The organism is Tabrizicola sp. TH137, assembly GCF_002855575.1.
Lineage (GTDB): Bacteria > Pseudomonadota > Alphaproteobacteria > Rhodobacterales > Rhodobacteraceae > Paragemmobacter.
Map to the genome: position 1 here is coordinate 680522 of NZ_PKRQ01000002.1, position 23830 is coordinate 704351.

General features: G+C 66.3%; 19 protein-coding genes. 9 read left to right on the top strand and 10 right to left on the bottom strand.

Annotated elements, in window-relative coordinates; all coding sequences use genetic code 11:
* Window positions 1-17: 17 nt before the first annotated feature.
* From iolE to C0V75_RS08760, 7 genes are all read right to left on the bottom strand, one after another.
* The gene (gene iolE / locus C0V75_RS08730) at window positions 18-926 is read right to left on the bottom strand and encodes a myo-inosose-2 dehydratase (RefSeq protein WP_101920485.1); all 909 of its coding nucleotides are present in this window, start codon (window positions 924-926) and stop codon (window positions 18-20) included.
* A 14-nt stretch (window positions 927-940) separates the two neighbouring features.
* Window positions 941-2770, bottom strand: coding sequence for a 3D-(3,5/4)-trihydroxycyclohexane-1,2-dione acylhydrolase (decyclizing) (gene iolD / locus C0V75_RS08735; protein ID WP_101920486.1), 1830 nt, complete (start codon window positions 2768-2770; stop codon window positions 941-943).
* Window positions 2767-4683, bottom strand: coding sequence for a 5-dehydro-2-deoxygluconokinase (gene iolC / locus C0V75_RS08740; protein WP_254216410.1), 1917 nt, complete (start codon window positions 4681-4683; stop codon window positions 2767-2769). The genes iolD and iolC overlap by 4 nt, the downstream gene beginning before the upstream one ends.
* Window positions 4684-4780: 97 nt before the next feature.
* Window positions 4781-5584 carry a MurR/RpiR family transcriptional regulator gene (locus tag C0V75_RS08745; protein ID WP_101920488.1) on the bottom strand — a complete coding sequence of 268 codons (804 nt, stop codon included), beginning with the start codon at window positions 5582-5584 and terminating at the stop codon, window positions 4781-4783.
* A 181-nt stretch (window positions 5585-5765) separates the two neighbouring features.
* The gene (locus C0V75_RS08750) at window positions 5766-6284 is read right to left on the bottom strand and encodes a gamma carbonic anhydrase family protein (RefSeq protein ID WP_101920489.1); all 519 of its coding nucleotides are present in this window, start codon (window positions 6282-6284) and stop codon (window positions 5766-5768) included.
* The gene (gene gmk, locus C0V75_RS08755; protein WP_101920490.1) at window positions 6281-6916 is read right to left on the bottom strand and encodes a guanylate kinase; all 636 of its coding nucleotides are present in this window, start codon (window positions 6914-6916) and stop codon (window positions 6281-6283) included. The genes C0V75_RS08750 and gmk overlap by 4 nt, the downstream gene beginning before the upstream one ends.
* A gap of 2 nt (window positions 6917-6918) precedes the next feature.
* The gene (locus C0V75_RS08760) at window positions 6919-7818 is read right to left on the bottom strand and encodes a YicC/YloC family endoribonuclease (protein ID WP_101920491.1); all 900 of its coding nucleotides are present in this window, start codon (window positions 7816-7818) and stop codon (window positions 6919-6921) included.
* A gap of 136 nt (window positions 7819-7954) precedes the next feature.
* On the opposite strand from C0V75_RS08760, the gene C0V75_RS08765 reads away from it, so the two are divergent.
* A complete protein-coding gene (locus C0V75_RS08765; RefSeq protein ID WP_158241809.1) occupies window positions 7955-8572 on the top strand; it encodes a PAS domain-containing protein in 618 nt (205 codons plus the stop codon).
* A 27-nt stretch (window positions 8573-8599) separates the two neighbouring features.
* Here C0V75_RS08765 and C0V75_RS08770 read toward each other — a convergent pair whose 3' ends face one another.
* A complete protein-coding gene (locus tag C0V75_RS08770; protein ID WP_101920493.1) occupies window positions 8600-9970 on the bottom strand; it encodes a class II 3-deoxy-7-phosphoheptulonate synthase in 1371 nt (456 codons plus the stop codon).
* Between the two features lie 157 nt (window positions 9971-10127).
* Here C0V75_RS08770 and C0V75_RS08775 point away from each other — a divergent pair, with 157 nt between their 5' ends.
* Together C0V75_RS08775 and C0V75_RS08780 are read left to right on the top strand one after the other, a co-directional pair.
* Window positions 10128-11144: a GlxA family transcriptional regulator gene (locus tag C0V75_RS08775; protein WP_101920494.1), complete on the top strand. Its 1017-nt coding sequence runs from the start codon at window positions 10128-10130 to the stop codon at window positions 11142-11144.
* An 8-nt stretch (window positions 11145-11152) separates the two neighbouring features.
* Window positions 11153-12481 carry an NAD(P)/FAD-dependent oxidoreductase gene (locus C0V75_RS08780; RefSeq protein ID WP_254216411.1) on the top strand — a complete coding sequence of 443 codons (1329 nt, stop codon included), beginning with the start codon at window positions 11153-11155 and terminating at the stop codon, window positions 12479-12481.
* A 4-nt stretch (window positions 12482-12485) separates the two neighbouring features.
* Here the strand turns inward: C0V75_RS08780 and C0V75_RS08785 are convergent, their stop codons facing one another.
* The gene (locus C0V75_RS08785; RefSeq protein WP_101920495.1) at window positions 12486-13598 is read right to left on the bottom strand and encodes a PQQ-dependent sugar dehydrogenase; all 1113 of its coding nucleotides are present in this window, start codon (window positions 13596-13598) and stop codon (window positions 12486-12488) included.
* A gap of 185 nt (window positions 13599-13783) precedes the next feature.
* On the opposite strand from C0V75_RS08785, the gene C0V75_RS08790 reads away from it, so the two are divergent.
* The 5 genes from C0V75_RS08790 (at window position 13784) to C0V75_RS08810 (ending at window position 18903) form a co-directional block, all read left to right on the top strand.
* Window positions 13784-14965 carry an ABC transporter substrate-binding protein gene (locus tag C0V75_RS08790; protein ID WP_101920496.1) on the top strand — a complete coding sequence of 394 codons (1182 nt, stop codon included), beginning with the start codon at window positions 13784-13786 and terminating at the stop codon, window positions 14963-14965.
* A 131-nt stretch (window positions 14966-15096) separates the two neighbouring features.
* A complete protein-coding gene (locus C0V75_RS08795; RefSeq protein ID WP_101920497.1) occupies window positions 15097-15891 on the top strand; it encodes an ABC transporter ATP-binding protein in 795 nt (264 codons plus the stop codon).
* Complete coding sequence (locus C0V75_RS08800) at window positions 15884-16594, top strand: ABC transporter ATP-binding protein (RefSeq protein WP_101920498.1); 711 nt, start codon at window positions 15884-15886, stop codon at window positions 16592-16594. The genes C0V75_RS08795 and C0V75_RS08800 overlap by 8 nt, the downstream gene beginning before the upstream one ends.
* A gap of 3 nt (window positions 16595-16597) precedes the next feature.
* Complete coding sequence (locus C0V75_RS08805) at window positions 16598-17608, top strand: branched-chain amino acid ABC transporter permease (RefSeq protein ID WP_101920499.1); 1011 nt, start codon at window positions 16598-16600, stop codon at window positions 17606-17608.
* Window positions 17605-18903, top strand: coding sequence for a branched-chain amino acid ABC transporter permease (locus C0V75_RS08810; RefSeq protein ID WP_101920500.1), 1299 nt, complete (start codon window positions 17605-17607; stop codon window positions 18901-18903). Before C0V75_RS08805 ends, C0V75_RS08810 begins: the two co-directional genes overlap by 4 nt.
* Window positions 18904-18971: 68 nt before the next feature.
* Here C0V75_RS08810 and C0V75_RS08815 read toward each other — a convergent pair whose 3' ends face one another.
* Entirely contained in the window at window positions 18972-21017 is a 2046-nt protein-coding gene (locus C0V75_RS08815) for a methyl-accepting chemotaxis protein (protein ID WP_101920501.1), read from the bottom strand.
* A 254-nt stretch (window positions 21018-21271) separates the two neighbouring features.
* On the opposite strand from C0V75_RS08815, the gene C0V75_RS08820 reads away from it, so the two are divergent.
* Window positions 21272-23698: an FAD-dependent oxidoreductase gene (locus C0V75_RS08820; RefSeq protein WP_101920502.1), complete on the top strand. Its 2427-nt coding sequence runs from the start codon at window positions 21272-21274 to the stop codon at window positions 23696-23698.
* The last annotated feature ends 132 nt before the right edge of the window (window positions 23699-23830 follow it).

The following is a 23830-nucleotide window of genomic DNA, read 5'->3' on the forward strand; positions in this document are numbered from 1 at the left end:
CCGGTTCCGCCGGGTTGTCACAAGAGACCGGCCTCCCGCGACAGCCGTTTCAGCGTCGCAAGGCCCAGCGTCTGGTACAGCAGCGGGTTGCGGACCTTCGGGTCCTGTTCCGCCTCGATCACGATCCAGGCGTCGCCGCCCTTCCCATAGCCCGCCTTGGCCAGTTGCTGCAAAAGCGGCGCGAAGTCGATGCCGCCTTCCTGATCGCCCGGCACGGTGAAGGCCCCTTCCACCACGCCCTTCAGGAAGGACCAGCCCTCGGCCCGGACCTTCTCCACCACGGCGGGGCGGATGTTCTTGGCGTGGAAATGCTTCACCCGGCCGATATGGCGGGCCAGCACCGCCACCGGATCGCCGCCGCCAAAGGCGCAATGGCCCGCATCGAACAGAAGATGAGTATGCGGCCCAGTCGCCGCCATCAGCGCGTCGATCTCTTCGGGGGATTCCACGATGGTCCCCATGTGATGGTGATAGACCAGCGTCACGCCCTGCCCGGCCAGGTAGGCGGCGAAGGCTTCAAGTTTCGCGCCGAAGTCCTTCATCTCGCTGGCAGAAAGGCGCGGGCGGTCATTGACCGCCTTGCCCGCATCGCCATGGATGGCATTCGACGTCTCGCAGACGATCATCACGGCGCAGCCATTGTGCTTCAGCTTGGCCAGATGGGGCTGGCAGGCGGCGATCTCCGACTCCACCGACCGGACCAGAAGCTCCGTCGAATACCAGCCCGAGATGAATTTCAGCCCGTAAGAGGCCAGCAGGGCGCGCAATTCCTCGGGCTCATCCGGCCAGCGATGGCCGTTCTCTATGCCGTCAAAGCCGATCTGGCGGCCGGCCTCGTCGAGGATGCGGGTGGTGGCGATATCGGCGCCGATGCTGCGGTCGTCGTCATTCGCCCAGGCGATGGGATTGGTTCCGAAAAGGATCATGTTCTTTCTCAGCTTCAGTCGGCAAGCCGCTGTTTTTCTTTGGCAGATTCGAATTTCTCACGCGCCGCCCGCACTTCGGCCCGCGCCGAGACTTCGGGAACGCCCACTTCCCACCAGGTGCCGCCCGCCGCCGTCGAGGGGCCGGGATCGGTGTCGATGACGATGACGGATGGCACCTCGCCGCCGCGCAATTCGGTGATCTTCGCCTCCAGTTCCGCCACCGACCCGGCCTTCACCGCCCGCGCGCCCATGCTGGCGGCATGGGCCACGAAGTCGATGGCCGAAGGGTTCACGTGATAGGCGTCGTCCAGCAGGTTGTTGAAAGGCGCGCCGCCGGTATGCTTTTGCAGGCGGTTGATGCAGCCATAGCCGCGGTTGTCGGTGATGACGACGGTGAAGGGCAGGCCCATCATCACCGCCGTGGCCAATTCGCTATTGGCCATCATGTAGCTGCCATCGCCCACCATGCAGACCACATCCGCATCGGGCCGCGCCATCTTGATCCCCAGCGCCCCCGCAATCTCATACCCCATGCAGGAGAAACCGTATTCCATGTGATAGCCGCCCGGCGCGGCATCCCAGATCTTGTGCAACTCGCCCGGCATGGTGCCCGCCGCGCCCATCACGATGGTCGCCGGGCCAGAGGCGCGCTGCACCGCACCCACCACCTGCATGTCGGTGGGCAGGGCGTTGCCCGCCGCAGGGGCCGCCTTGACCGCCGCCTTGGCCGCCGCCCAATCCGCCTTCAGCCGCGCATCGGGGGCGGCAAAGCGCAGGCCCTTGATCGCCCCGCCCAGCCGTTCCAGCGCGACCCGCGCATCGGACACAAGGCTGATCGCGCCATGCTTGCCCGCATCATAGGGCTGCACATTGATGGAAAGGATGCGGCGCGCGGGGTTCTTGAACAGCGACCAGGACCCCGTGGTGAAATCCTGGAACCGCGTGCCAAGGCCGATCACCAGATCGGCGCTTTCGCAGATGATATTGGCCGAAGAGGCGCCGGTCACGCCCACGGGGCCGAAGTTCAGATCATGGTCATGCGCCAAGGCCGACTTGCCCGCCTGGGTTTCCACCACCGGGATGCCATGTTCGGCGGCAAATCCGGCCAGCGCCGCCTCGGCCCCCGAATAGATCACGCCGCCGCCCGCCACGATCACCGGCGCTTTCGCCGCCTTGATCGCCGCGATGGCCGCCTCCAGTTCCGCCTGATCGGGCTCCGGGCGGCGGATGCGCCAGACCTTGGGGGTGAAGAAGCTTTCAGGGTAATCATAGGCCTCGGCCTGCACGTCCTGACAGAAGGCCAGCGTGACAGGCCCGCATTCCGCCGGGTCCGTCATCACCCGCAGGGCGCGGGGCAGCGCGGTCAGAATATGTTCGGGCCGCGTGATGCGGTCGAAATAGCGGCTGACGGGGCGGAAGCAGTCATTCGCACTCACCGTGCCATCGGCGAAATCCTCCACCTGTTGAAGCACAGGGTCGGGCGCGCGATTGGCAAAGACATCGCCGGGGATGATCAGCAGCGGCAGGCGGTTCACATAGGCCAGCGCGGCGGCGGTCACCACATTGGTCGCGCCGGGGCCGATGGAGGTGGTCACCGCCATGGCCTTGCGCCGCTTTTGCGCCTTGGCATAGGCGATGGCGGTATGGGCCATGGTCTGTTCGTTATGCCCGCGCCAGGTGGGAAAGACGTCGCGCGCACCATGCAGCGCCTCGCCCAGGCCTGCCACATTGCCATGGCCGAAGATCGCCCAGATGCCTTCGATGAAACGGGTGCCATCCTCGGCCTGCTGGTTGGCCAGCCAACGCACCATGGCCTGCGCTGCGGTCAGTCGGACGGTTGTCATGCGGCTTTCTCCCCCTTGGCGCGCGCCTCGTCCCAGATCAGGCACAGGCGGCGGTATCTCTCCACCATCATGGCGATGGCCTCCTCGTCGCCCAGGGACCCTGCCAGCCAGCCGCGTGCGGCATCGGCAAAGATGGTGCGACCCACAGCGAAACCCTTCACCAGTTCATGCCGCGCGGCAAGGGCCAGCGAGGCGGCCAACTGATCCTCCGGCGCGTCCAGCCCCAGCACCACGATGCCGCGCACATGGGCATCGCGCGAGGTGATGGCGGTGCAGGCATTGGTCCAGGCGGCATCGGTGGCAAAGGGCTCCAGCTTCCACCAATCCGGGTAAACCCCAAGGTCATAGAACCTTTCTATGACCCGCGCCGAAGTCATGTCATCCACCGGGCCGACCTTGGAGGGGATCACTTCCAGCAGCATCTCCAGCCGGTTGCGGCGGCAGGCATGGAACAGGCGGAGGACCGTCTCTTCCTGCTGCGCCTTCATCTCGGCCGCGTCATCCGGGTGGTAGAAGCACAGCACCTTGACCACATGGCCCAGCGGCCATTCCGACAGCCCGCCGAAATCGGGGCCCAGTTCGGGTTCCAGCGTCAGGGGCCGCGACCCCGGCCATTCCACCGGCCGCCCGATCCAAAGGCCCGTCCCGGCCGCGGCATGCAGCGCGCGGCGGCCAAGGCGGTTGTCGCAGAGGATGCCATGGCCTGGCTGGCCATCCGCCACGGTCAGCGCCGCCTTCAGGCAAAGCTCCTTGAAAGCGCCGATCCTGGCGGGGGTCGCGCCCTCCATCGCCTCAAGCTGCATCCGGTGATCGAAGGCGAAGACCCGCATGCTGGACCAGTCGCCATGGCGGTTGGTGGACCAGTGGATCTGCTCCAGCGCCGCATCCTTGCGCAGCGCCTTTTCCTTGACACCCCGGTTCAGGAAGAACTGCAATTCCTCCCAGGACGGATAGGCGGGGGTGCAGCCGTGGCGGGATACGGCAAAGGCCCCGCAGGCATTGGCGTATTTCAGCGCCACAGGCCAGGGTTCGCCATCCAGCCAGCCTTTCAGCAGGCCGGACATGAAGCCATCCCCCGCCCCCAGCACATTGAAGACCTCGATCGGAAAGCCGGGGCCGGATTCCCCTTCATCCAACGTGTCGGGAATGGCACCGGTGAAGGCCACCGCCCCCATCGGCCCGCGCTTGCAGACGAGCGTGGCCTTCGACACCGCCCGCACCGCGCGCAGGGCGGCGATGGTATCGGTCGTGCCGCCCGCGATGTGGAACTCTTCCTCGGTTCCGACGATCAGGTCGAAGTAATGCAGGGTCGATTGCAGCTTGGCCGTCACGGCGGCGCTTTCGATGAAGCGGCTTTCGCCCGCGCCATGCCCAGCCAGCCCCCAGAGGTTCGGGCGATAGTCGATGTCCAGCGCCGTCTGCAATCCGTGCTTGCGCGCCAGCGCCAGCGCCTTGATCACCGCCGCCTCGGTCTGCGGATGGGAAAGATGCGTGCCGGTCGCCACCACGGCCCGCGCCTCGGCGATGAAAGCCTCTTCGATATCCGCCTCGCAGAGCGCCATGTCGGCGCAATTCTCGCGGTAGAAGATCAGGGGGAATTGCGTTTCATCCCGGATGCCCAGCAGGACCAGCGCCGTCAGACGCTCCGGATCGGTCTTCACGCCCCGCACATCGACGCCTTCCCGCGCCAGTTCCTCGCGGATGAAGCGGCCCATATGTTCGTCGCCCACCCGGGTGATGAGGGCCGAGCGCAGGCCCAGCCGCGCAGTGCCCGCCGCCATGTTGGTGGGGCTGCCGCCGATGTATTTCTGGAAGGATCCCATATCCTCCAGCCGCCCGCCGACCTGCGCGCCGTAAAGATCGACCGATGACCGGCCGATGGTGATGACATCAAGCGTCCTGGCTGGCGACACGGTTCCTCCTCCGGCCATGGCCTGCGGTGCAGGGATTCGGCCCGTCCTGTGTTTTGGAATTTTTATTCCATTCCGTAAGGCGAGGAAAGCGCTTTCTTCAGCCCCGCGCCGACCCCACCGCCACGGCCAGCGCGATGGACAGGGCCAATGTCGCCGAAAGCGACCGGAAGGCCCCGAAATCCACCTCCGGCACCGTAAGGACGGTGCTGCAATGGCGGGCGAGCGGGCTGGTCAGCCGGTCGGTGATCCCGATCACGGCAAGGCCGCGCATCTGCGCATCCTGCGCCAAAGCGAGGGTTTCGTCGGAATAGGGGGCGAAGGTGATGGCGATGCAGGCATCGCCCGCCCGCAGCGCATGGCGATGGTCGAGCTTGCCCGCCCCGTCATGCAGCATGGCCGGCACCTGCATCTTCTCGAAGACATAGGTCAGGTAGCTTGCCACCGGATAGGCGCGGCGCAGCCCCACCACATGCAGCGTCCCGGCCTGTGCCAGTTGCGCCACGGCCTGCGCCAGCGCCGCCTCATCCACCGATTTGGCAAGCTGTTCCAGCGACAGCCGCCCGGCCTCGACAAATTCCGCCAGAAGCGCGGCAGGGCTGCCGGCGCCGCCCTCCTTCAGGTTCTTCAGCCGCGTCGCGTAATCGGGCCAGCCGGGGCTATAGGCCTCGCGGAACAGGCGCTGCATTTCGGAAAAGCCGGAGAATCCGAGGATCTGGCAAAAGCGCATCAACGCCGAAGGCGGCACATCGGCACCGGCGGCCAGTTCCGCCACGGTGGACACGGCGATGCGGTCGGTATTGGCCGCGATATACTCGGCGCATTGGCGCAGGCGCTTTGGCAGGGTTTCCGTCACCTCGGCCAGACGCAGGCGGAAATCGTCGATGCTGGCCGGTGCGGTCATGGTTGTCCCCGTTTGGAGGCGCAGGCTAGCAGCGTGGAACGAATATTCCAACCGTTTCTGGAACGGCGGCGGCGATTTCTGGCACAGAAATCGCGGCGGAATTTGACGCAAATTCCGGGCTCCCACCGTCCGGGCCCGATGTCTGCGTCAGACATCGCCGCGAAAAATGCGTCATTTTTCGCTACAGCGCCCGCAGCCCCGCACGAAAGCGCATCGCATTGGCCCGATAGCCCGCCGCCGATTGCAACAGCCGCGCCCGCGCCTCGGCATCCAGCTCCCGCACCACCTTGCCGGGGCTGCCCATGACCAGCGATCCGTCCGGGATCTCCTTGCCTTCGGTGACAAGGGCGCAGGCCCCGATCAGGCAGCCCTTCCCGATCCGCGCCCCGTTCAGGATGGTGGCCCCCATCCCGATCAAGGACCCTTCCCCGATCGTGCAGCCATGCAGCATCGCCTTGTGGCCGATGGTGCAATCGGCCCCGATCACCAGCGGATAGCCCATGTCGGTGTGCAACACGCAGGCCTCCTGCACATTCGACCCCCGGCCCACACGGATTTCCTCGTTATCCCCGCGCAGCGTCGCGCCGAACCAGACCGAGGCGCCCGCCTCCAGCACCACCCGCCCGATGATATTGGCATCCGGTGCGACCCAGGCCTCCGGGTCCACCTGCGGTTCCACCCCGTCGAGTGCATAGATCATCGCGCCTCAAACTCCCGGTTCAGGCCGCGCACGAAATCGGCCAGCCCCGGCTGGCGGTCGCGGCGCAGGCGTTCGGCGGCGAGGATCGTCTTCAACCTGTCAAAGGTCGCTTCCAGATCCTCGTTCACCAGCACATAGTCATATTCCGCCCAATGGCTGATCTCGTCGCGGCTTTTCGCCATGCGGCCCGCGATCACCTCGTCGCTGTCCTGCCCACGCCCGCGCAGGCGGCGGTCAAGCTCTGCGATGGAGGGGGGCAGAACGAAGATCGACACCACGTCGCGGCCCAGCGAGGAACTGGTGATCTGCTGCCCGCCCTGCCAGTCGATGTCGAAGACCGTGTCGCAGCCGTCCTTCATATTGGCCTCCACCGGCCCGCGCGGCGTGCCGTAGAGGTTTCCGAAAACCTCGGCATGTTCCAGCATCTCGCCCGCCGCGACCATCGCCTCGAATTCGGCGCGCGAGCGGAAGAAATACTCGCGCCCATCCTGTTCGCCCGGCCGCGGGGCGCGCGTCGTGGCCGAGACGGAAAAGCGCATGGACGGATCCCACGCCATCAGCATCCGCGTCAGGGTCGATTTCCCCGCCCCCGAGGGCGAGGAGAGGATGAGGAGAAGCCCCTTGCGCGCCATGCCTATTCCACGTTCTGAACCTGTTCGCGCATCTGATCTATGACCGTTTTCAGGTCAAGCCCGATCCGGGTCAGGCTGAGCGCCTGCGCCTTGGAACAGAGCGTGTTCGCCTCGCGCATGAATTCCTGCATCAGGAAATCGAACTTGCGCCCCACCGGGCCGCTTTCGGCCAGCAGGTCGCGGGCGGCGGCGACATGGGCGGTCAGGCGGTCCATCTCCTCCGTCACGTCGTTCTTCACAGCGATCAGGGCCAGTTCCTGCGTCAGCCGCGCCTCATCCACACCGTCGGCATTGGCGATGACCTTTGCCAGTGCCTCCTTCAGCGCGGCGGCACTCGCCTCGCGCCGCGCCTCGGCCTCGGTCCTCGCGGCGGTGGTCAGGGCCGCGATCCGGTCCAGTTGCGCCGCGATCACCGCCGCAAGGGCCGCGCCCTCGGCGGCGCGCATTGCGTTGAACTCGGCCAGCAGGGGCGGCAGATCGGCCAGGATCGCCGCGCGCAGCGGCGCGGTGTCCTCATCGGCGGCGGTCAGGTCCAGAACGCCGCGCACCGCCAGCACATCGGCCGCCGTCGCCTGCGCCAGCGTCACCCCCGCCGCCATCGCCGCCGCCTCCACCTCGCCCAAGGCGCGCAGCACAGCGGCCAGCGCGGCGGGGTTGATGCGCAGCCCATCGGCCCCCTCGCCCGCCGCATCGCGCGCCACCTTGAGCGAGAGCGACACATTCCCCCGCCCCAGCGCGCGGCCCAGTTCGGTGCGCAGCCCCGCCTCCAGCCCGTCGATCCAGTCCGGCACCCGCAGCCGCAGATCGAGCCCCTTGCCATTCACCGCCCGCAGGTCCCAGGTCCAGCCATGGCCCGCCCCCTGCCCCTTGCGGGTGGCGAAACCGGTCATCGAAAGGGTCATGCCTGTCTCCTGAATCCTCGGGCCTCGGCGGGGTGTAACCCGCATGGCTAACCGCTTTGCGCGCCCTGCCGTTATTGGGGGTAACAGAGGGGCGAAACACGGGCAACCGGGCTTGTCGAAGCAGGAGCATGAGGCGATGGAACGGAAGTGGATCGGAACTGCGGGACCAGCCGGGGGCGGGACGCTGTGGTCGTCCGGCGTCTTCCTGCGGCGGCTGTGGCAGGCGGCGCGGCGCGATCAGGCGCTGCCCCGGCGCGAGGCGCTGCCGCCGCGGCGGCTGACGCCGATCCTGTCGCAGCTTCTGCTGGTGGAACGCTGGTCGGCCGGGGTGCCGATCATCCGCTATGCCGGGCTGGATGTGACCACGCTCTACGGCCAGGATCTGACCGACCGGCCGCTCTCGGTGCTGTTCGAGCCGGGCGCGCGGCCCGCGCTGGCCGAGGCGCTGGATCAGGTGCTGGACGGGGCGCGCACGGTGGACATGGCGATCCTGTCGGATCAGGGGATGCTGCGCCCGCGCCTGGGGGGGCGGCTCACGCTCCTGCCGGTGGCCTGCGGGGCGACGGGGGCGATCTCGGCCCTGGGCTGCGTCGATCTGGACGGGCCGACCCGCCATCCGCCGCGCCGCTTCCGCATCGAACGGGTGCTGGGCGAAACGCTGACACCGGCAGCATCACCCGCCGCAGCGGTCGAAGACAGCGCGCCCAGCTCTGCCCCCGTCCTCGCCTGGAGCCGGAGCGGCGGCCGCGCCTGAGGCGCGACCCGCCGCTCCCGCCCGGGATTACAGCGCCACGCGCCGCGCCGCACCGCGCAGCGTGGTCAGTTCCTCGGCCACGAGGAAGGCCAGTTCCAGCGACTGGCTGGCATTCAGCCGCGGGTCGCAGGCGGTGTGATACCGGTCCGACAGATCCTCATCCGTCACCGCGCGCAGGCCGCCGGTGCATTCGGTCACGTCCTTGCCCGTCATCTCGAAATGCACGCCGCCGGGGATCGTGCCTTCCGCCTTGTGGATGGCAAAGAACTCGCGCACCTCGCGCAGCACGCTGTCGAAGGGACGGGTCTTGTAGCCGGTGGACGACTTGATCGTGTTGCCATGCATCGGATCGCAGGACCAGACGACATTCGCCCCTTCCTGCTGCACCGTCTTGATCAGGCGCGGCAGATGCTCGCCCACCTTGCCCGCGCCGAAACGCGCGATCAGGGTCAGGCGGCCAGGTTCATTGGCCGGGTTCAGCTTGGCCATCAGGACCTTCAGGTCCTCTGCCGTGGTCGAAGGCCCGCATTTCAACCCGATCGGGTTCAGCACGCCGCGCGCGAATTCCACATGCGCGCCGTCCGGCTGGCGCGTGCGGTCGCCGATCCAGATCATGTGACCCGATCCCGCCACCGGCTGGCCGGTGATGGAATCGATGCGGCAGAGCGCCTCTTCATATTCCAGAAGCAGCGCCTCATGGCTGGTGTAGAAATCCACGGTCGCCAGCGTATGCGCCGTCTCGGCATTCACCCCGGCGGCGTTCATGAAATCCAGCGCGTCCGAGATGCGGTTCGACAATTCGCGATAGCGTTCGGCCTTGTCATGTTCGGCAAAGCCCAGCGTCCAGCTATGCACGCGATGGATATCGGCAAAGCCGCCCGTGCTGAAGGCGCGCAACAGGTTGAGCGAGGCCGCCGCCTGGGTATAGGCCTGCAACATCCGCTGCGGATCGGCGACCCGCGCCTCGGGTGTCGGATCGAAACCGTTGATGATGTCGCCCTTGTAGGAGGGCATCTCGACCCCGTTGATGACCTCGGTCGGCGCCGAGCGCGGCTTGGCGAATTGCCCCGCCATGCGGCCCACCTTGATGACCGGCACCTTTGCGCCATAGGTGAGCACCACCGCCATCTGAAGCATGACGCGGAAAGTGTCGCGGATATTGTCGGCGCTGAATTCGGCAAAGCTTTCGGCACAGTCCCCGCCCTGCAACAGGAAGGCCTTGCCTTCCGCCGCCAGGGCAAGCTGTTTCTTCAGCTTGCGCGCCTCTCCGGCAAAGACCAGCGGCGGATATTTGGCAAGCTGCGCCTCGACGGCGGTCAGCGCGGCCTGATCCGGGTAATCGGGCATCTGGATGCGCGGCTTCGCGCGCCAATCCGTCTTTGTCCAGCCCTTGGTCATCGGTCTTCTCCGAAAGTTTGCGGCAACGGGCGCGGTATAAGGATTAAGCCGCGCGATGCAAAGGGAGAAACGCGTCACCTTTCCGTCGGTATTGCCCTTGCAGTCAAAATATTTTCCTGATTGGGTGTGTCGAAATCCGACATGCGCAGGTCGCATCATGCTTCTCCCCGCCAAAAAGGCCCAGCAGATTGCCAAGAACGCCGCGCCGCGGCGCTTTGTCTTCCTGCTTCTGGACCGATTCACGATGCTGCCCTTCGCCGGCGCGATCGAACCGCTGCGGGTGGCCAACCGCATCTCGGGCGAGACGCTCTATGTCTGGAAACTGGCAGGCGAAGGCGGCGACACGGCCACCTGTTCCAACGGGGCCTCGTTCAAGCTGGATATGGGACTGGACGAGATCGACCGCGAGGATACGCTTCTGGTCTGTGGCGGGATCGACGTGCAGAAGGCCACCACCAAGGGCGTGCTGAACTGGCTGCGGCGCGAGGCGCGGCGCGGCGTCACGGTGGGCGGGCTTTGCACCGGGGCCTATGCCGTGGCCAAGGCCGGGCTTCTGGACGGCAAGAAGGCCACCATCCATTGGGAGAACCAGGATGGCTTCCTTGAGGAATTCGAGGATGTGAAGCTGACGAAATCCGTCTTCGTGATGGATGGCAACCGCTGGTCCACGGCGGGCGGCACCTCCTCCATCGACCTGATGCTGAAGGTGATCGCCGCCGATCATGGCGAAGACCTCGCCAATACCGTGGCCGATCAGCTCATCTATTCCTCGATCCGCACCGATCAGGACACGCAGCGCCTGTCGATCCCCACCCGGATCGGGGTGCGGCATCCGAAACTGTCCCAGGTCATCCAGATGATGGAAGGCAATATCGAAGACCCGATGTCGCCCGCCGATCTGGCCGAAGAGGTGGGCATGTCCACCCGGCAGTTGGAACGGCTGTTCCGCCGCTATCTCAACCGCTCGCCCAAGCGCTATTACATGGAACTGCGGCTGCAAAAGGCGCGCAACCTGCTGATGCAGACGGATATGAGCGTGATCAACGTGGCGCTCGCCTGCGGTTTCGCCTCGCCCTCGCATTTCTCCAAATGCTATCGCGCGCATTACAACACCACGCCCTATCGCGAACGCGGCACGCAGGGCGGCGGGACGGGCGTGCGGCTGTCGATCTGACCGCCGCGATGCTGGGCCGTCGAACGGTGATCGGGCTTCTGGCGGCGGGGTCTTTCGGCATGGCGGCACGGGCGGCAGAGGGGTGGCGCATCGCGGTGATCGGTGCCGGCATGGCGGGCCTCGCCGCCGCGCGGGCGCTGCGCGACGCCGGGGCCGAGGTGACGGTCTTCGAGGCGCGCGACCGCATCGGCGGGCGGGTCTGGACGGATCGGTCATGGCCCGGCCTGCCGGTGGACATGGGGGCAAGCTGGATTCACGGCCTGACCGGCAACCCCCTGACGGCCCTTGCCCGCGAAGCGGGCGCCGCGCTGCACCCGACCGATTACGCAAGCGCGGCCGCCTTCGGCGCGGGCCGCGAACGCCCCTACCCTGCGGAACCCTGGGAGATGCTGGCGGCGGCGCAGGACCGCGCCTGGCAGGGAGACAGCGACCTTTCCCTTCGTGCGGCGGTGGAGGCATCGCCCGACTGGGCCGCCATGACGGCGGCGGAACGCGATGCCTTCCGGGCAGCGGTTCACCGGATTGTGGAACATGAATACGGGGCCGATTGGGGCGCCCTCTCCGCCTGGTCCTATGACGAGGCCGAAGCCTTCGGCGGCGGTGATGCGCTTTTCCCGCAGGGCTATGACCAACTGGCCAGCCATGCCGCCCGGGGACTCGCCATCCGCCTCGGCGCAAGGCTGACGGCGGTAAGGGCCACGCGCGACGGGCTCAGCCTGACCTTTGCCGAAGGGTCGGAGACGGAGGCCGATGCGATGGTCTGCACCCTGCCCCTCGGCGTGCTGCAATCGAGCGATGTGACCTTCGACCCGCCCCTCGCCCCATCGCGGCAGGCGGCCATCGAAAACCTCGGCATGGGGCTTCTGAACAAATGCTGGCTGCGCTTTGACGCGCCCCCGCCGGTTCCTGCGGCGGACTGGATCCTGAACCTCGGCCCGCCCGCCGATCTCTGGCCCGAATGGGTGAACCCCTCCGCCGCCGCGCCTGCGCCCCTGCTTCTGGCCTTCAACGCAGGCCCCCGCGCCGAGGAGGTGGAGGCGCTGGATGACGCCGCCACCCTGTCATCGGCCCATGCGGCGCTGAAGGGCATGTTCGGCAGCGCCTTCCGCGCCCCCCGTGCCGCGAAGGTCAGCCGCTGGCGCGCCGATCCGTTTGCCTATGGGTCCTATTCCTTCCGTGCCATCGGCAGCGGCGCCGACACGCGCCGCGCTCTGGCCGGGCTGGATTGGGACGGGCGGCTCGCCTTCGCAGGCGAGGCCGCCTCTGCCGATCATCCTTCCACCGTCCACGGCGCCTGGCTTTCGGGGCTGGCCGCCGCCGAAGACCTGCTCGGCTGAGGCCTCAGCCGCCCGGGGTCAGGCGATAGGCCGCCCCGTCCAGCACCGACAGGAACCAGATCGACCCGTCCGGTGCCTCCACGATGTCGCGCACGCGGCCTGTCTGATCGCTCTCGATCCGCTCTTCGGCGAACCCCGCCTCGGGGTCCAGACGGCTGATGAAACTGGTGTTGAGCGATCCGGTGAAGATATCCCCCTTCCAGTCGGGGAACAGATCGCCCTGATAGAAGATCATCCCCGAAGGCGCGATGGAGGGGTCCCAGTAATGCAGGGGCTGCTCCATCCCCGCCTTTTCCGTTCCCTCGCCGATGCGGCCCCCGCCGTAATCCTCGCCATAGGTGATGACGGGCCAGCCATAGTTGCGCCCTTCCTCCACCCGGTTGACCTCATCACCGCCCTGCGCGCCATGCTCCACCAGCCAGAGAGCCCCGTCCGGCCCCAGCGTCGCGCCCTGCGCATTGCGATGGCCCAGCGAATAGACCCCCGGCCGATGCCCCGGCAGGCTGGTCGCCGGGCTGCCGTCGCGGTTGAGGTGGATCACCTTTCCCTCCACCCGCGCGGGGTCCTGCGACTCCAACCCTTCCGGCCCGGTGCCCCGGTCGCCCGTCGTCAGGAAGACCGTGCCATCCCCCGCCTCCACCAGACGCGATCCGAAATGCCGCCCGCCCCGCACGGCATCGCCGTGATAGAGCGTGGCAAACCCTTCCAGCCGCGTGCCATCCGCCGACAAGACGCCCTTGCCCACTGCCGTCGCCGCCCCGCCATCCAGCGGCATCGCGTAACTCAGCCAGACCTCGCGGCTTTGCGCGAAATCGCGCGGCACCATCACATCCAGCAACCCGCCCTGCCCCTGGGCAAAGACCTCCGGCACACCCGCGATGGCGACTGTCTCGCCCCCGGCCACGCGCAGCAGCCGCCCGTCCCTTTCCGTCACCAGCACTGCCCCATCCGGTAGGAAGCCGATGGCCCAGGGCTCTTCCAGCCCGGTCACCATCGCCTCCACCCGCAGCGGGCCGGCAGAGCTGTCCACCGTCGCGGCCCCGCTGGCGAAGGCCGTCAGGGGCAAGACCGCGGCCAGCGCGGCGGGGGCAAGGGAAAGGCGGGCGTGGCGTGACATCAAGGAACCTCCTGCATTTGGCAGGCAGGTGGGCGCACCTGCGGTTGAATCAAGTCGCCTCACGCCCTTCTGATCCCGTTCCGGCCCGGAATCCTGCCGAAAAACCCATCCGCCAAGTGCTTTTCTTTTGATCACAAGCACATTAGGTTCGCGTCAGGACACAGATCCAACCAGGGAGTTACCCAATGAAGAAACTGCTGCTCGCCTCGACCGCCACCGCGCTTTTCGCCGGTGCCGCCATGGCCGAGGACGTCAAGATCGGGATTCTGCTCGGCTTCACCGGCCCGCTGGAATCCATCACCCCGGCCATGGGCTCGGGCGCGGAACTCGCGATCAAGGAAGTGAATGACTCCGGCAAGTTCGGCCTCGGCACCGTCGCCGGTGTGCGCGGTGACTCGACCTGCGTCGATGCCGCTGCCGCCACCGCCGCCGCCGAACGCCTCGTCACCGCCGATGGCGTGACCGCCATCATGGGCGCCGACTGCTCGGGTGTCACCGGTGCCGTGCTTCAGAACGTGGCGCGTCCGAACGGGATCGGCATGATCTCGCCCTCGGCCACCTCGCCCGCGCTCTCGACCGCCGAAGATGACGGCCTGTTCTTCCGCACCGCGCCCTCCGACGCGCGCCAGGGCGAGATCATGGCCGACATCCTGACGGAAAAGGGCATCAAATCCGTCGCGCTGACCTATACCAACAACGACTACGGCAAGGGTCTGGCCGACAGCTTCGCGGCGGCCTTCGGCGCCAAGGGCGGTTCGGTGACGATCTCCACCCCGCATGAAGACGGCAAGGCCGACTATTCGGCCGAAGTCGCCTCGCTGGCCGCGGCCGGTGGCGAGATGCTGGTCGTCGCGGGCTATGTCGATCAGGGCGGCAAGGGCGTGATCCAGGCCTCGCTCGACTCGGGCGCCTTCTCGACCTTCTACCTCGTGGACGGCATGTATGGCGAAAGCCTGATCGAAGCCATCGGCGAACCGCTGAACGGCTCTTTCGGCGCGGTGCCCGGCACCGACTCGGAAGGGGCGGCCAAATTCCAGGAAATGGCCACCGCCGCCGGTTTCGACGGTACCTCGGCCTTCGCGCCGGAATCCTATGACGCTGCCGCGCTCATCATGATGGCGATGGCTGCCGCCAACTCGACCAATTCCAAGGATTGGGCGGGCAAGGTTCTGGATCTGGCCAATGCCCCCGGCGAACCGATCCAGCCCGGCGAACTCGGCAAGGCGCTGGAACTGATCGCTGCTGGCACCGACATCGACTATGTCGGCGCGACCGCGGTGGAACTGATCGGGCCGGGCGAATCCGCCGGCAACTACCGCCAGTACGAGATCAAGGACGGCAAGATCGAAACGGTCGGCTTCCGTTGATCTGCCCCTTGACATGAGCTAAGGCATCAGGCGCGGCCCGGGCATTGTCCCGGGCCGTTGCCATAATCAAAAGCCCCGCAGCGGCGCCGGCAAACGGCGTGCGGCCATGACGGGGCACAGGGGAACACCACATGATCGTTGTCGAAGACCTGCACAGGCATTTCGGCGGCTTCCATGCCGTCGATGGTGCCTCGCTGGAGATCAGGACCGGGTCCATCACGGGGCTGATCGGCCCCAATGGCGCGGGCAAGACCACGCTGTTCAACGTCATCGCCGGACGCCTGCCGCCCACCTCGGGCCGGGTGCTGATGGATGGCGAGGAAATCACCGGCCTGCCGCCGCACGAACTGTTTCACAAGGGCCTGCTGCGGACCTTCCAGATCGCCCATGAATTCGGGTCGATGACCTGTCTGGAAAACCTGATGATGGTGCCCGCCCGCCAGAAGGGCGAAACGCTCTGGAACGCCTGGTTCAACCGCGGCGCGGTGGCCGAGGAAGAGGCCGCCATCCGCAAGAAGGCGCTGGAGGTGCTGGATTTCCTGACGATCAGCCATCTGGCAGACCAGAAGGCCAGCCAGATTTCGGGCGGCCAGAAAAAGCTTCTGGAACTGGGCCGGACGATGATGGTCGATGCCAAGATCGTCTTCCTCGATGAGGTCGGCGCGGGCGTGAACCGCACCCTGTTGAACACGATCGGCGATGCCATCGTCCGGCTGAACAAGGAACGCGGCTATACCTTCTGCGTGATCGAACATGACATGGATTTCATCGGCCGCCTCTGCGACCCGGTCATCTGCATGGCCGAAGGCAAGGTCCTGGCGCAGGGCACGGTGGATGAGGTGAAGAACGACGAACGCGTGATCGAGGCCTATCTCGGCACCGGCCTGAAGAACAAGGTCAAGCAGGAGGAGGCCGCCCATGGCTGATCCCTATCTGATCGGCGAGGCGATGACCGGCGGCTATGGCGGGGCGGATATCCTTCACGCCTGCACCATCGCGGTGGAAAAGGGCCAGATCGCCGTGATCGTCGGCCCCAATGGCGCGGGGAAGTCCACCGCCATGAAGGCCGTCTTCGGCATGCTGAAACTGCGCGCAGGCCATGTGAAGCTGGATGGCGAGGATATCACCGCGCTTTCCCCGCAGGCCCGCGTGGCCAAGGGGATGGGCTTCGTGCCGCAGACCCACAACATCTTCACCTCGATGACGGTGGAAGAGAACCTGGAAATGGGCGCCTTCATCCGGCGCGACGATTTCAAGGACACGATGGCGCAGGTCTATGACCTTTTCCCGATCCTGAAGCAGAAGCGGCTGCAACCGGCCGGGGAACTGTCGGGCGGCCAGCGCCAGCAGGTAGCCGTGGGCCGCGCGCTGATGACCCAGCCCAAGGTCCTGATGCTGGACGAACCCACGGCAGGCGTCAGCCCCATCGTGATGGACGAACTTTTCGACCGCATCATCGAGGTGGCGCGCACCGGCATCTCGATCCTCATGGTCGAACAGAACGCCCGGCAGGCGCTGGAGATCGCGGACAAGGGCTATGTCCTTGTCCAGGGCGCGAACCGCTTCACCGACACCGGAAAGGCGCTGCTTGCCGATCCGGAGGTCCGCCGTTCCTTCCTCGGGGGCTGAGCCATGGATATCCTCAACGCCCTTGTGGCCTTTCTGAACTTCGTCTTCGTCCCCGCCCTCGCCTATGGCGCGCAGCTTGCGCTCGGCGCGCTGGGGGTGACGCTGATCTACGGGATCCTGCGCTTTTCCAATTTCGCGCATGGCGACACCATGGCCTTCGGCACGATGGTCACCATCCTCGTCACCTGGTGGTTCCAGTCCATCGGCATCAGCTTCGGCGTGCTGCCGACCGCCCTGCTCGCCCTGCCCATCGGCATCGCGGTGACGGCGGCCTTCGCGCTTGGCACCGACCGCGCGATCTATCGCTTCTACCGCAAGCAGAAGGCGGCGCCGGTGATCCTTGTCATGGTCTCGCTCGGCGTGATGTTCGTGATGAACGGCATCGTGCGCCTGATCATCGGGGTGGATGACCAGAACTTCGCCGATGGCGGGCGTTTCCTGATCTCGGCCGGGGATTTCAAGGAGATGACGGGGCTTGCCGAAGGGCTGGCCATCAAGGGCACCCAGGCGGTGACGGTGGTCACGGCCTTTGCCGTGATGGCCGCGCTCTTCTGGTTCCTTCAGAAGACCCGCACCGGCAAATCCATGCGCGCCTTTTCCGACAACGAGGATCTGGCGCTCCTGTCCGGCATCAACCCCGACCGGGTGGTGCAGGTGACCTGGATCATCGCGGCGGCGCTGGCCACCATCGCGGGGGTGCTTTACGGCCTCGACAAGAGCTTCAAGCCCTTCGTCTATTTCCAGCTTCTGCTGCCGATCTTCGCGGCGGCCATCGTGGGCGGCCTCGGCTCGCCCATCGGGGCCATCGCGGGCGGTTTCGTCATCGCCTTTTCCGAGGTGATGGTGACCTATGCCTGGAAGAAGGTCGTCACCTATCTGGTCCCCGAAAGCATGGCGCCGGACGGTCTGCTGCAACTGATGGGCACGGATTACAAATTCGCCGTCAGCTTCGCGATCCTGATCCTCGTCCTGATCTTCATGCCCACGGGCCTGTTCAAGGGGAAATCGGTATGAACCGGAACCTTGCGCTTTTCGCGGGCGTCGGCCTGCTGTTTGTCCTGACGGGCGTGCTGCAAAGCTGGAACCTTGCGCTGTCGATCCTGAACCTGTCGCTGATCTCGGCGATCATGGCCCTGGGAGTGAACATCCAGTGGGGCTATGCGGGCCTCTTCAACACCGGGATCATGGGCTTTACCGCGCTGGGTGGTCTGGCGGTGGTCCTCGTCTCGGCCCGGCCCGTGGCCGAAGGCTGGGGCGCGGGCGGGCCGGGCATCCTGCTGGGCCTCTTCATCGGCGCCGCCTCCATCGCCGCCGCCATCTTCGCCTGGAACCGCCTGCCCCAGGGGCGGATGCGGATGATCGTCACGCTGGCCATCTGCGTGGCGGGTTTCGTCCTCTACCGTTCGGTCTTCGACCCTGCCGTTGTCGCGGTCGAGGCCTTCGACCCCGCCACCGCCGGCAATATCGGCGGGCTCGGCCTGTCGCCGACCCTGTCCTGGCCGGTGGGCGGCCTGCTGGCCGCCGCCGCCGCCTGGGTGATCGGCAAGGTCGCGCTGGGGCTGCGCTCCGACTACCTCGCCATCGCCACGCTCGGCATCGCCGAAATCGTGCTTGCGGTGATGAAGAACGAGGATTGGCTTGCCCGCGGCGTGAAGAACATCATCGATCTGCCCCGCCCCTGGCCCGTGCCTTACGAGGTGGATCTGCAACAGACCCCCGCCTTCACCGACTGGGCCACCCGCTGGGGCTTCGAGGTGACGACCGCCTCTTCCATCGTGGTCAAGCTGATGTATGCGGGCCTCTTCGTGCTGGTCCTGCTGGCGGTGATCTGGCTGTCGGAACGCGCGCTGAATTCGCCCTGGGGCCGGATGATGCGCGCCATCCGCGACAACGAGGTCTCTGCCGCCGCGATGGGCAAGGACGTGACGAAGCGGCACCTTCAGGTCTTCATCCTCGGCTCTGCCGTGGTGGGGATCGCGGGGGCCATGTACACCTCGATGAACGGCCAGTTGACGCCGGGGGAATACAACCCGCTGCGTTTCACCTTCCTCGTCTGGGTCATGGTGATCGTCGGCGGGTCGGGCAACAACTGGGGCGCGGTGCTGGGTGGCCTGCTGATCGGTTGGCTCTGGCTGATCGTGGAAAGCCTTGGCCCGCTGGTGATGGGCGGCCTCGTCGCGGGCCTGTCCGAGGGGCCGTTGAAGGCCCATCTCATCGACAGCGCGCAACACATGCGCCTGCTGACCATGGGGGTGATCCTGCTTCTCGTGCTGCGGTTCAGCCCGCGCGGCCTGATCCCCGAGAAATAGGTCCGGGCAGCCTGGCAAGCGAAAGGGGCGGCCCGAGGCCGCCCCTTTCCATTTCCCAAGGCGGGGTGTCAGATCGTCTGCACCCGGACGAGGAAGCGCGCAAGCGCCGCATCCATCGCCTCCGCCGCCCGTTCCACCGACAGCACACCGCCCAGCACATCCCCCGCCGCGCGGTTGGCGCTTTCCGATGCCGCCTGAACCTCGGTCAGGTTGTCATTCGATTGCGCCACACGCCCGGCCGTCTGGGCCATGCGCTCTGCAATCTCCTGCGTCACCACGCCCTGCTGGCTGGCCGATGCGGAAATGCCCCGCGCCTGATCGTTCACCTGCCCGATGGACAGGGCAATGGTCCGGATCGCCTCGGCATTGCGCTGCACGGCGGACAGGACGGACTTCACCTCGCCCGCGATCTGTTCGGTCGATTCGCTCGTCCGTCCGGCCAGCTTGCGGATCTCGCTCGCCACCACGGCAAAGCCGCGCCCGGCCTCGCCCGCATGGCTTGCCTCCACGGCAGCGTTCAGCGCCAGAAGGTTGGTGCGGTTCGCCACATCGTTGATCAGCGTCACGATGCCGGTGATCCGCCCCGCCACCTGCTCCAGTTCCGCCAGCAGCCGCGCCGCGTCCTCGGCCTGGCTGGCGGCGCTGCCGGCCAGATCGGTGGTCTGGCGGATGCCGCCGACCACTTCCGAAATCGACGAGGACAACTGCTCCACCGCCGAGGCGACACTGGCCACATCGGTGGCCGTCAGATCCGCGCCCGCCTTCACCTGTTGGGTCTGGCGGCTGGTCTCTTCGGCGGTCGATGCCATCGATTCCGCCGCCCCCCGCGCCTGCACCGAGGCCTCGCGCAGCGTGTCGATCACACCGGCCGCCTGATCCTGCAATTCCGCCCCCAGCGCCCGGATGGGGCGCAGAAGCCAGGTCGAAAGCAGCAGACCGAAGACGATCACCGCCCCTGCCACGATACCGCCGGTCCGCAAGGCCGAAGCCTGGGCCGCGACGGCCACGGCCATCACCTCTTCCTGCTTCACCTCGGCCACGAGCGACCAGTCCAGCCCCGGAATCTCCAGCGGGCGAAAGGCCGCCACCACATCCACGCCCTGATGGTCGGGCGCGGCCATGCTGCCCCGCTCGCCCCGCATCGCCGCCGCGACGATCTCGCCCGGAACCTTAGCGTCAGGGTCAAAGGTCTCGGCAAAGCGCGGCTTGGACCGCAGATGCCCATCCGCCCCCACGATGAAGGCATCCGTCGACTCGCGTTCAAACTCGCTGGGCGCAAGGATCGCCGCGCCGAAATCAATCGGAAGCTGGAAGATCATCAAGCCCATCAACGTCCGCTTTTCCTTCACCGGCACCACAAGGAAAAAGGCCTTGGCGTTGAAGGACGGCTCATAGGGTTCGAAATCCGTCAGCAGATAGGGCTCCGACCCGTCCGACTTTATCAGCGCCTGCACCGCCCGACCCAGCCCCGTCTCGGCATAGGGCCCGTCGATGAAGGAGGTTCCGAAATCCGTTTCCTTGAAGACCGAATAGATCACCCGCCCCTGATGCGGCTCCACGATCAGGATGTCGTAAAAGCCGTGCCGCTCCATGAAGCTGCGATAGACAGGGTGCAGTTCGGCATGAAGCTGGGAATAGCGGCTGCCGTCGCGGGCATCGTTCAGCATCTGCTTCTGCCCAACCTTGGCGCGGTTCTTCCCGATATAAAGATGCTGAAGCGCCAGCCCCATCGGATCAAGCCCCGCCATCCAGCGCGCCTTGTCCTCTTCCGTCGCGCCGGGCGTATTTGCCATCTGATGGGCGTATCGCTCCTCCAGAAGCGCCATGTCCGGCTCCACCGCCCCGACCGATCCGAGCAGATCAACTGCCTTGTCCAGATCGCCCAGAACCGTCGCCGTCTGCGGCAGATCGGCCAGCCCCTTGGCCAGGTTCACCAGCCCGTCGAAATAGCGCTCGACCGCCTCACCGCGCAGTTCCGCAGAGGTCTGGATCTCTTCGCGCACGGTTTCGCTAGAAAAGGCGGAGAGACGATCAACCTCGATCTTCATAACCACGCCCATCGGCACCAGCCCGGCCAGCAACAAGGCCAGGATCACCTTCCACCTGAAACGCATAAAGTCATCCCTCGCAGCGACAAGCACCCCATCAGCGCAGAGAACGGCAACCGGTTACAAAGCTTTAGGCAAAACTGTGGCACCTACTGCCGAAGGATAGGATTCCCCGCCCGCCCCGGCCTCTTCCGCGCCCGCCCTGGCGGCAGGCCGCAAGGCAAGCAGAATTTCCGACATATTCATGTCGCAGATCAACATGCCTCGCGCCGGTCCTTGCGGCCAATCTGCCGACCAGTCCTGAAACGGAGTCCCTTTCCATGAAAACCCATACCCGAGTCCTCGTCATCGGCGGCGGCGTCGTCGGCTGCTCGGTCCTCTATCACCTGACGAAGCTGGGCTGGTCGGACGTGATGCTCGTCGAACGGTCGGAACTGACCTCCGGCTCCACCTGGCACGCGGCGGGGGGCTTCCACACGCTGAACGGCGACACCAACATGGCCGCGCTTCAGGGCTACACGATCCGCCTCTACAAGGAACTTGAGGCGATCACCGGCATGTCCTGCGGCCTGCACCATGTGGGCGGCATCACGCTGGCCGATAACGAGGCGCGCTTCGAACAGCTCAAGGCCGAACGCGCCAAGCATCGCTATATGGGGCTGGATACCGAAATCCTCGGCCCGGCAGAGATTCACAAGCTGACCGACGGGATGGTGAACCTCGAAGGCATCATCGGCGCGCTTTATGATCCGCTGGACGGCCACCTTGACCCGTCGGGAACCACCCATGCCTATGCCAAGGCCGCCCGCATGGGCGGGGCGGAGATTGTCCTGCACAACCGCGTGCTGGAAACCAATCCGCGCCCTGACGGATCATGGGAAGTGGTCACGGAAAAGGGCACCATCATCGCCGAGCATCTGGTGAACGCAGGCGGCCTCTGGGCGCGCGAGATCGGGGCGATGGCGGGGGTCTATCTGCCGCTCCTGCCGATGGCGCATCAGTATCTCGTCACCGACGACATCCCCGAGATCATGGATATCCTGAAATCGGGCCGCGAATTCCCGCATGTGATGGACCCGGGCGGGGAAAGCTATCTGCGGCAGGAGGGCCGCGGCCTCTGCATCGGGTTCTACGAAAAGCCCTGCGAACCCTGGTCGGTGGATGGCACCCCCTGGGATTTCGGCCATGAACTCCTGAACGAACAATTCGACAAGATCGAAGACTCGGTCAACTTCGCCTATCGCCGCTTCCCCGTGCTGGAACGGTCGGGCGTGAAGCGCGTCATCCACGGCCCCTTCACCTTCGCCCCCGATGGCAACCCGCTGATCGGCCCGGTTCCTGGCCTGCGCAACTACTGGTCCGCCTGCGCCGTGATGGCGGGCTTCTCCCAGGGCGGCGGCATGGGCCTCGCCCTTGCCCAATGGATGATCAATGGCGAAGTGGAGCGTGACCCGCGCGGCTTCGACGTCGCCCGCTTCGGCAACTGGACAAGCCCGGGCTATACCGTCCCGAAGGTCATCGAAAACTACCAGATGCGCTTCTCGGTCAGCTACCCGAATGAGGAACGCCCCGCCGCCCGCCCCTTCCGCACCACCCCGATGTATGAGGTCTTCGATGGCATGAACGCCGTCTGGGGCCAGCAATACGGGCTGGAAGTTGTGAACTACCACGCCCTGCCGGGTGAACCGCGCTATGAAACCCCGACCTTCCGCCGCTCCAACGCCTGGGAAGCAACGCGGCAAGAGGTTCTGGCGGTGCGCGAAGGCGTGGGCATCAACGAAGTGCAGAACTTCGGCAAATACCGCGTCACCGGCCCCAATGCGCGGGCCTGGCTCGACCGGATCATGGCCGGCGCGATCCCGAAACCGGGCCGCCTGTCGCTGACCCCGATGCTGGCCCATTCGGGCAAGATCATCGGCGATTTTACCGTTTCCTGCCTGTCGGAGACGGAATTCCAGCTCACCGCCTCCTATGGTGCGCAGGGCTGGCATTCCCGCTGGTTCGACATGAACATGATGGACGGCGTCCGGGTGGAGAACATCTCCGACGCCCGCTCCGGCTTCCAGATCGCGGGGCCGAAGGCGCGCGAGCTTCTCTCCCGCGTGACGCGCTCCGACGTCTCCTCCGAGGCGTTCAGGTTCATGGACGTCAAGCGCATGACCGTCGGCATGGCCAATTGCATCGTCCAGCGCGTCAGCTACACCGGCGATCTGGGCTTTGAAATCTTCACCGATCACATGTCGGTCCGCCACCTCTGGGACGTGCTGACGGCGGCGGGCAAGGATCTGGGCATCCGCCCCTTCGGCATGCGCGCCATGATGTCCCTGCGCCTCGACAAATGGTTCGGCTCCTGGGGCCGCGAATTCAGCCCCGACTACACCCCCGCCGAAACCGGCCTCGACCGTTTCATCCGCTGGAACAAGGAGGCCGACTGGATCGGCAAGGCCGCCGCCACGGCGGAAAAGGCGGCTGGTCCCAAGCGGCGGCTGGTCAATTTCATCGTCGATGCCGCCGATGCCGATGTTGTCGCCTGGGAGCCGATCTGGCTGGAGGGCAGCGTGGTGGGCTTCTGCACCAGCGGCGGCTTCAGCCACTGGACGGGCAAGTCGGTCGCCATGGGCTTCCTGCCGGCCGAGGCAGTCAAGGACGGGCTGGCCTGCGAGATCGAGATCCTCGGCGACCGCCGCCGCGCCACGGTCCATCTCGCCCCCCTCTGGGATGGCGACGGCGCCCGGATGCGCGGCTGATCCGCCTGAGGCCAAGGGTCCGGTCCCCGGCCAGCCTGGCGTCGCGCCCTGCATCTCCCCCGGGAGGGCCCTGCCCTCCCGGACCCACCCGGAGTATTTTTCCAAGATGAAGGGGCAGGTCTTCATCTTGGC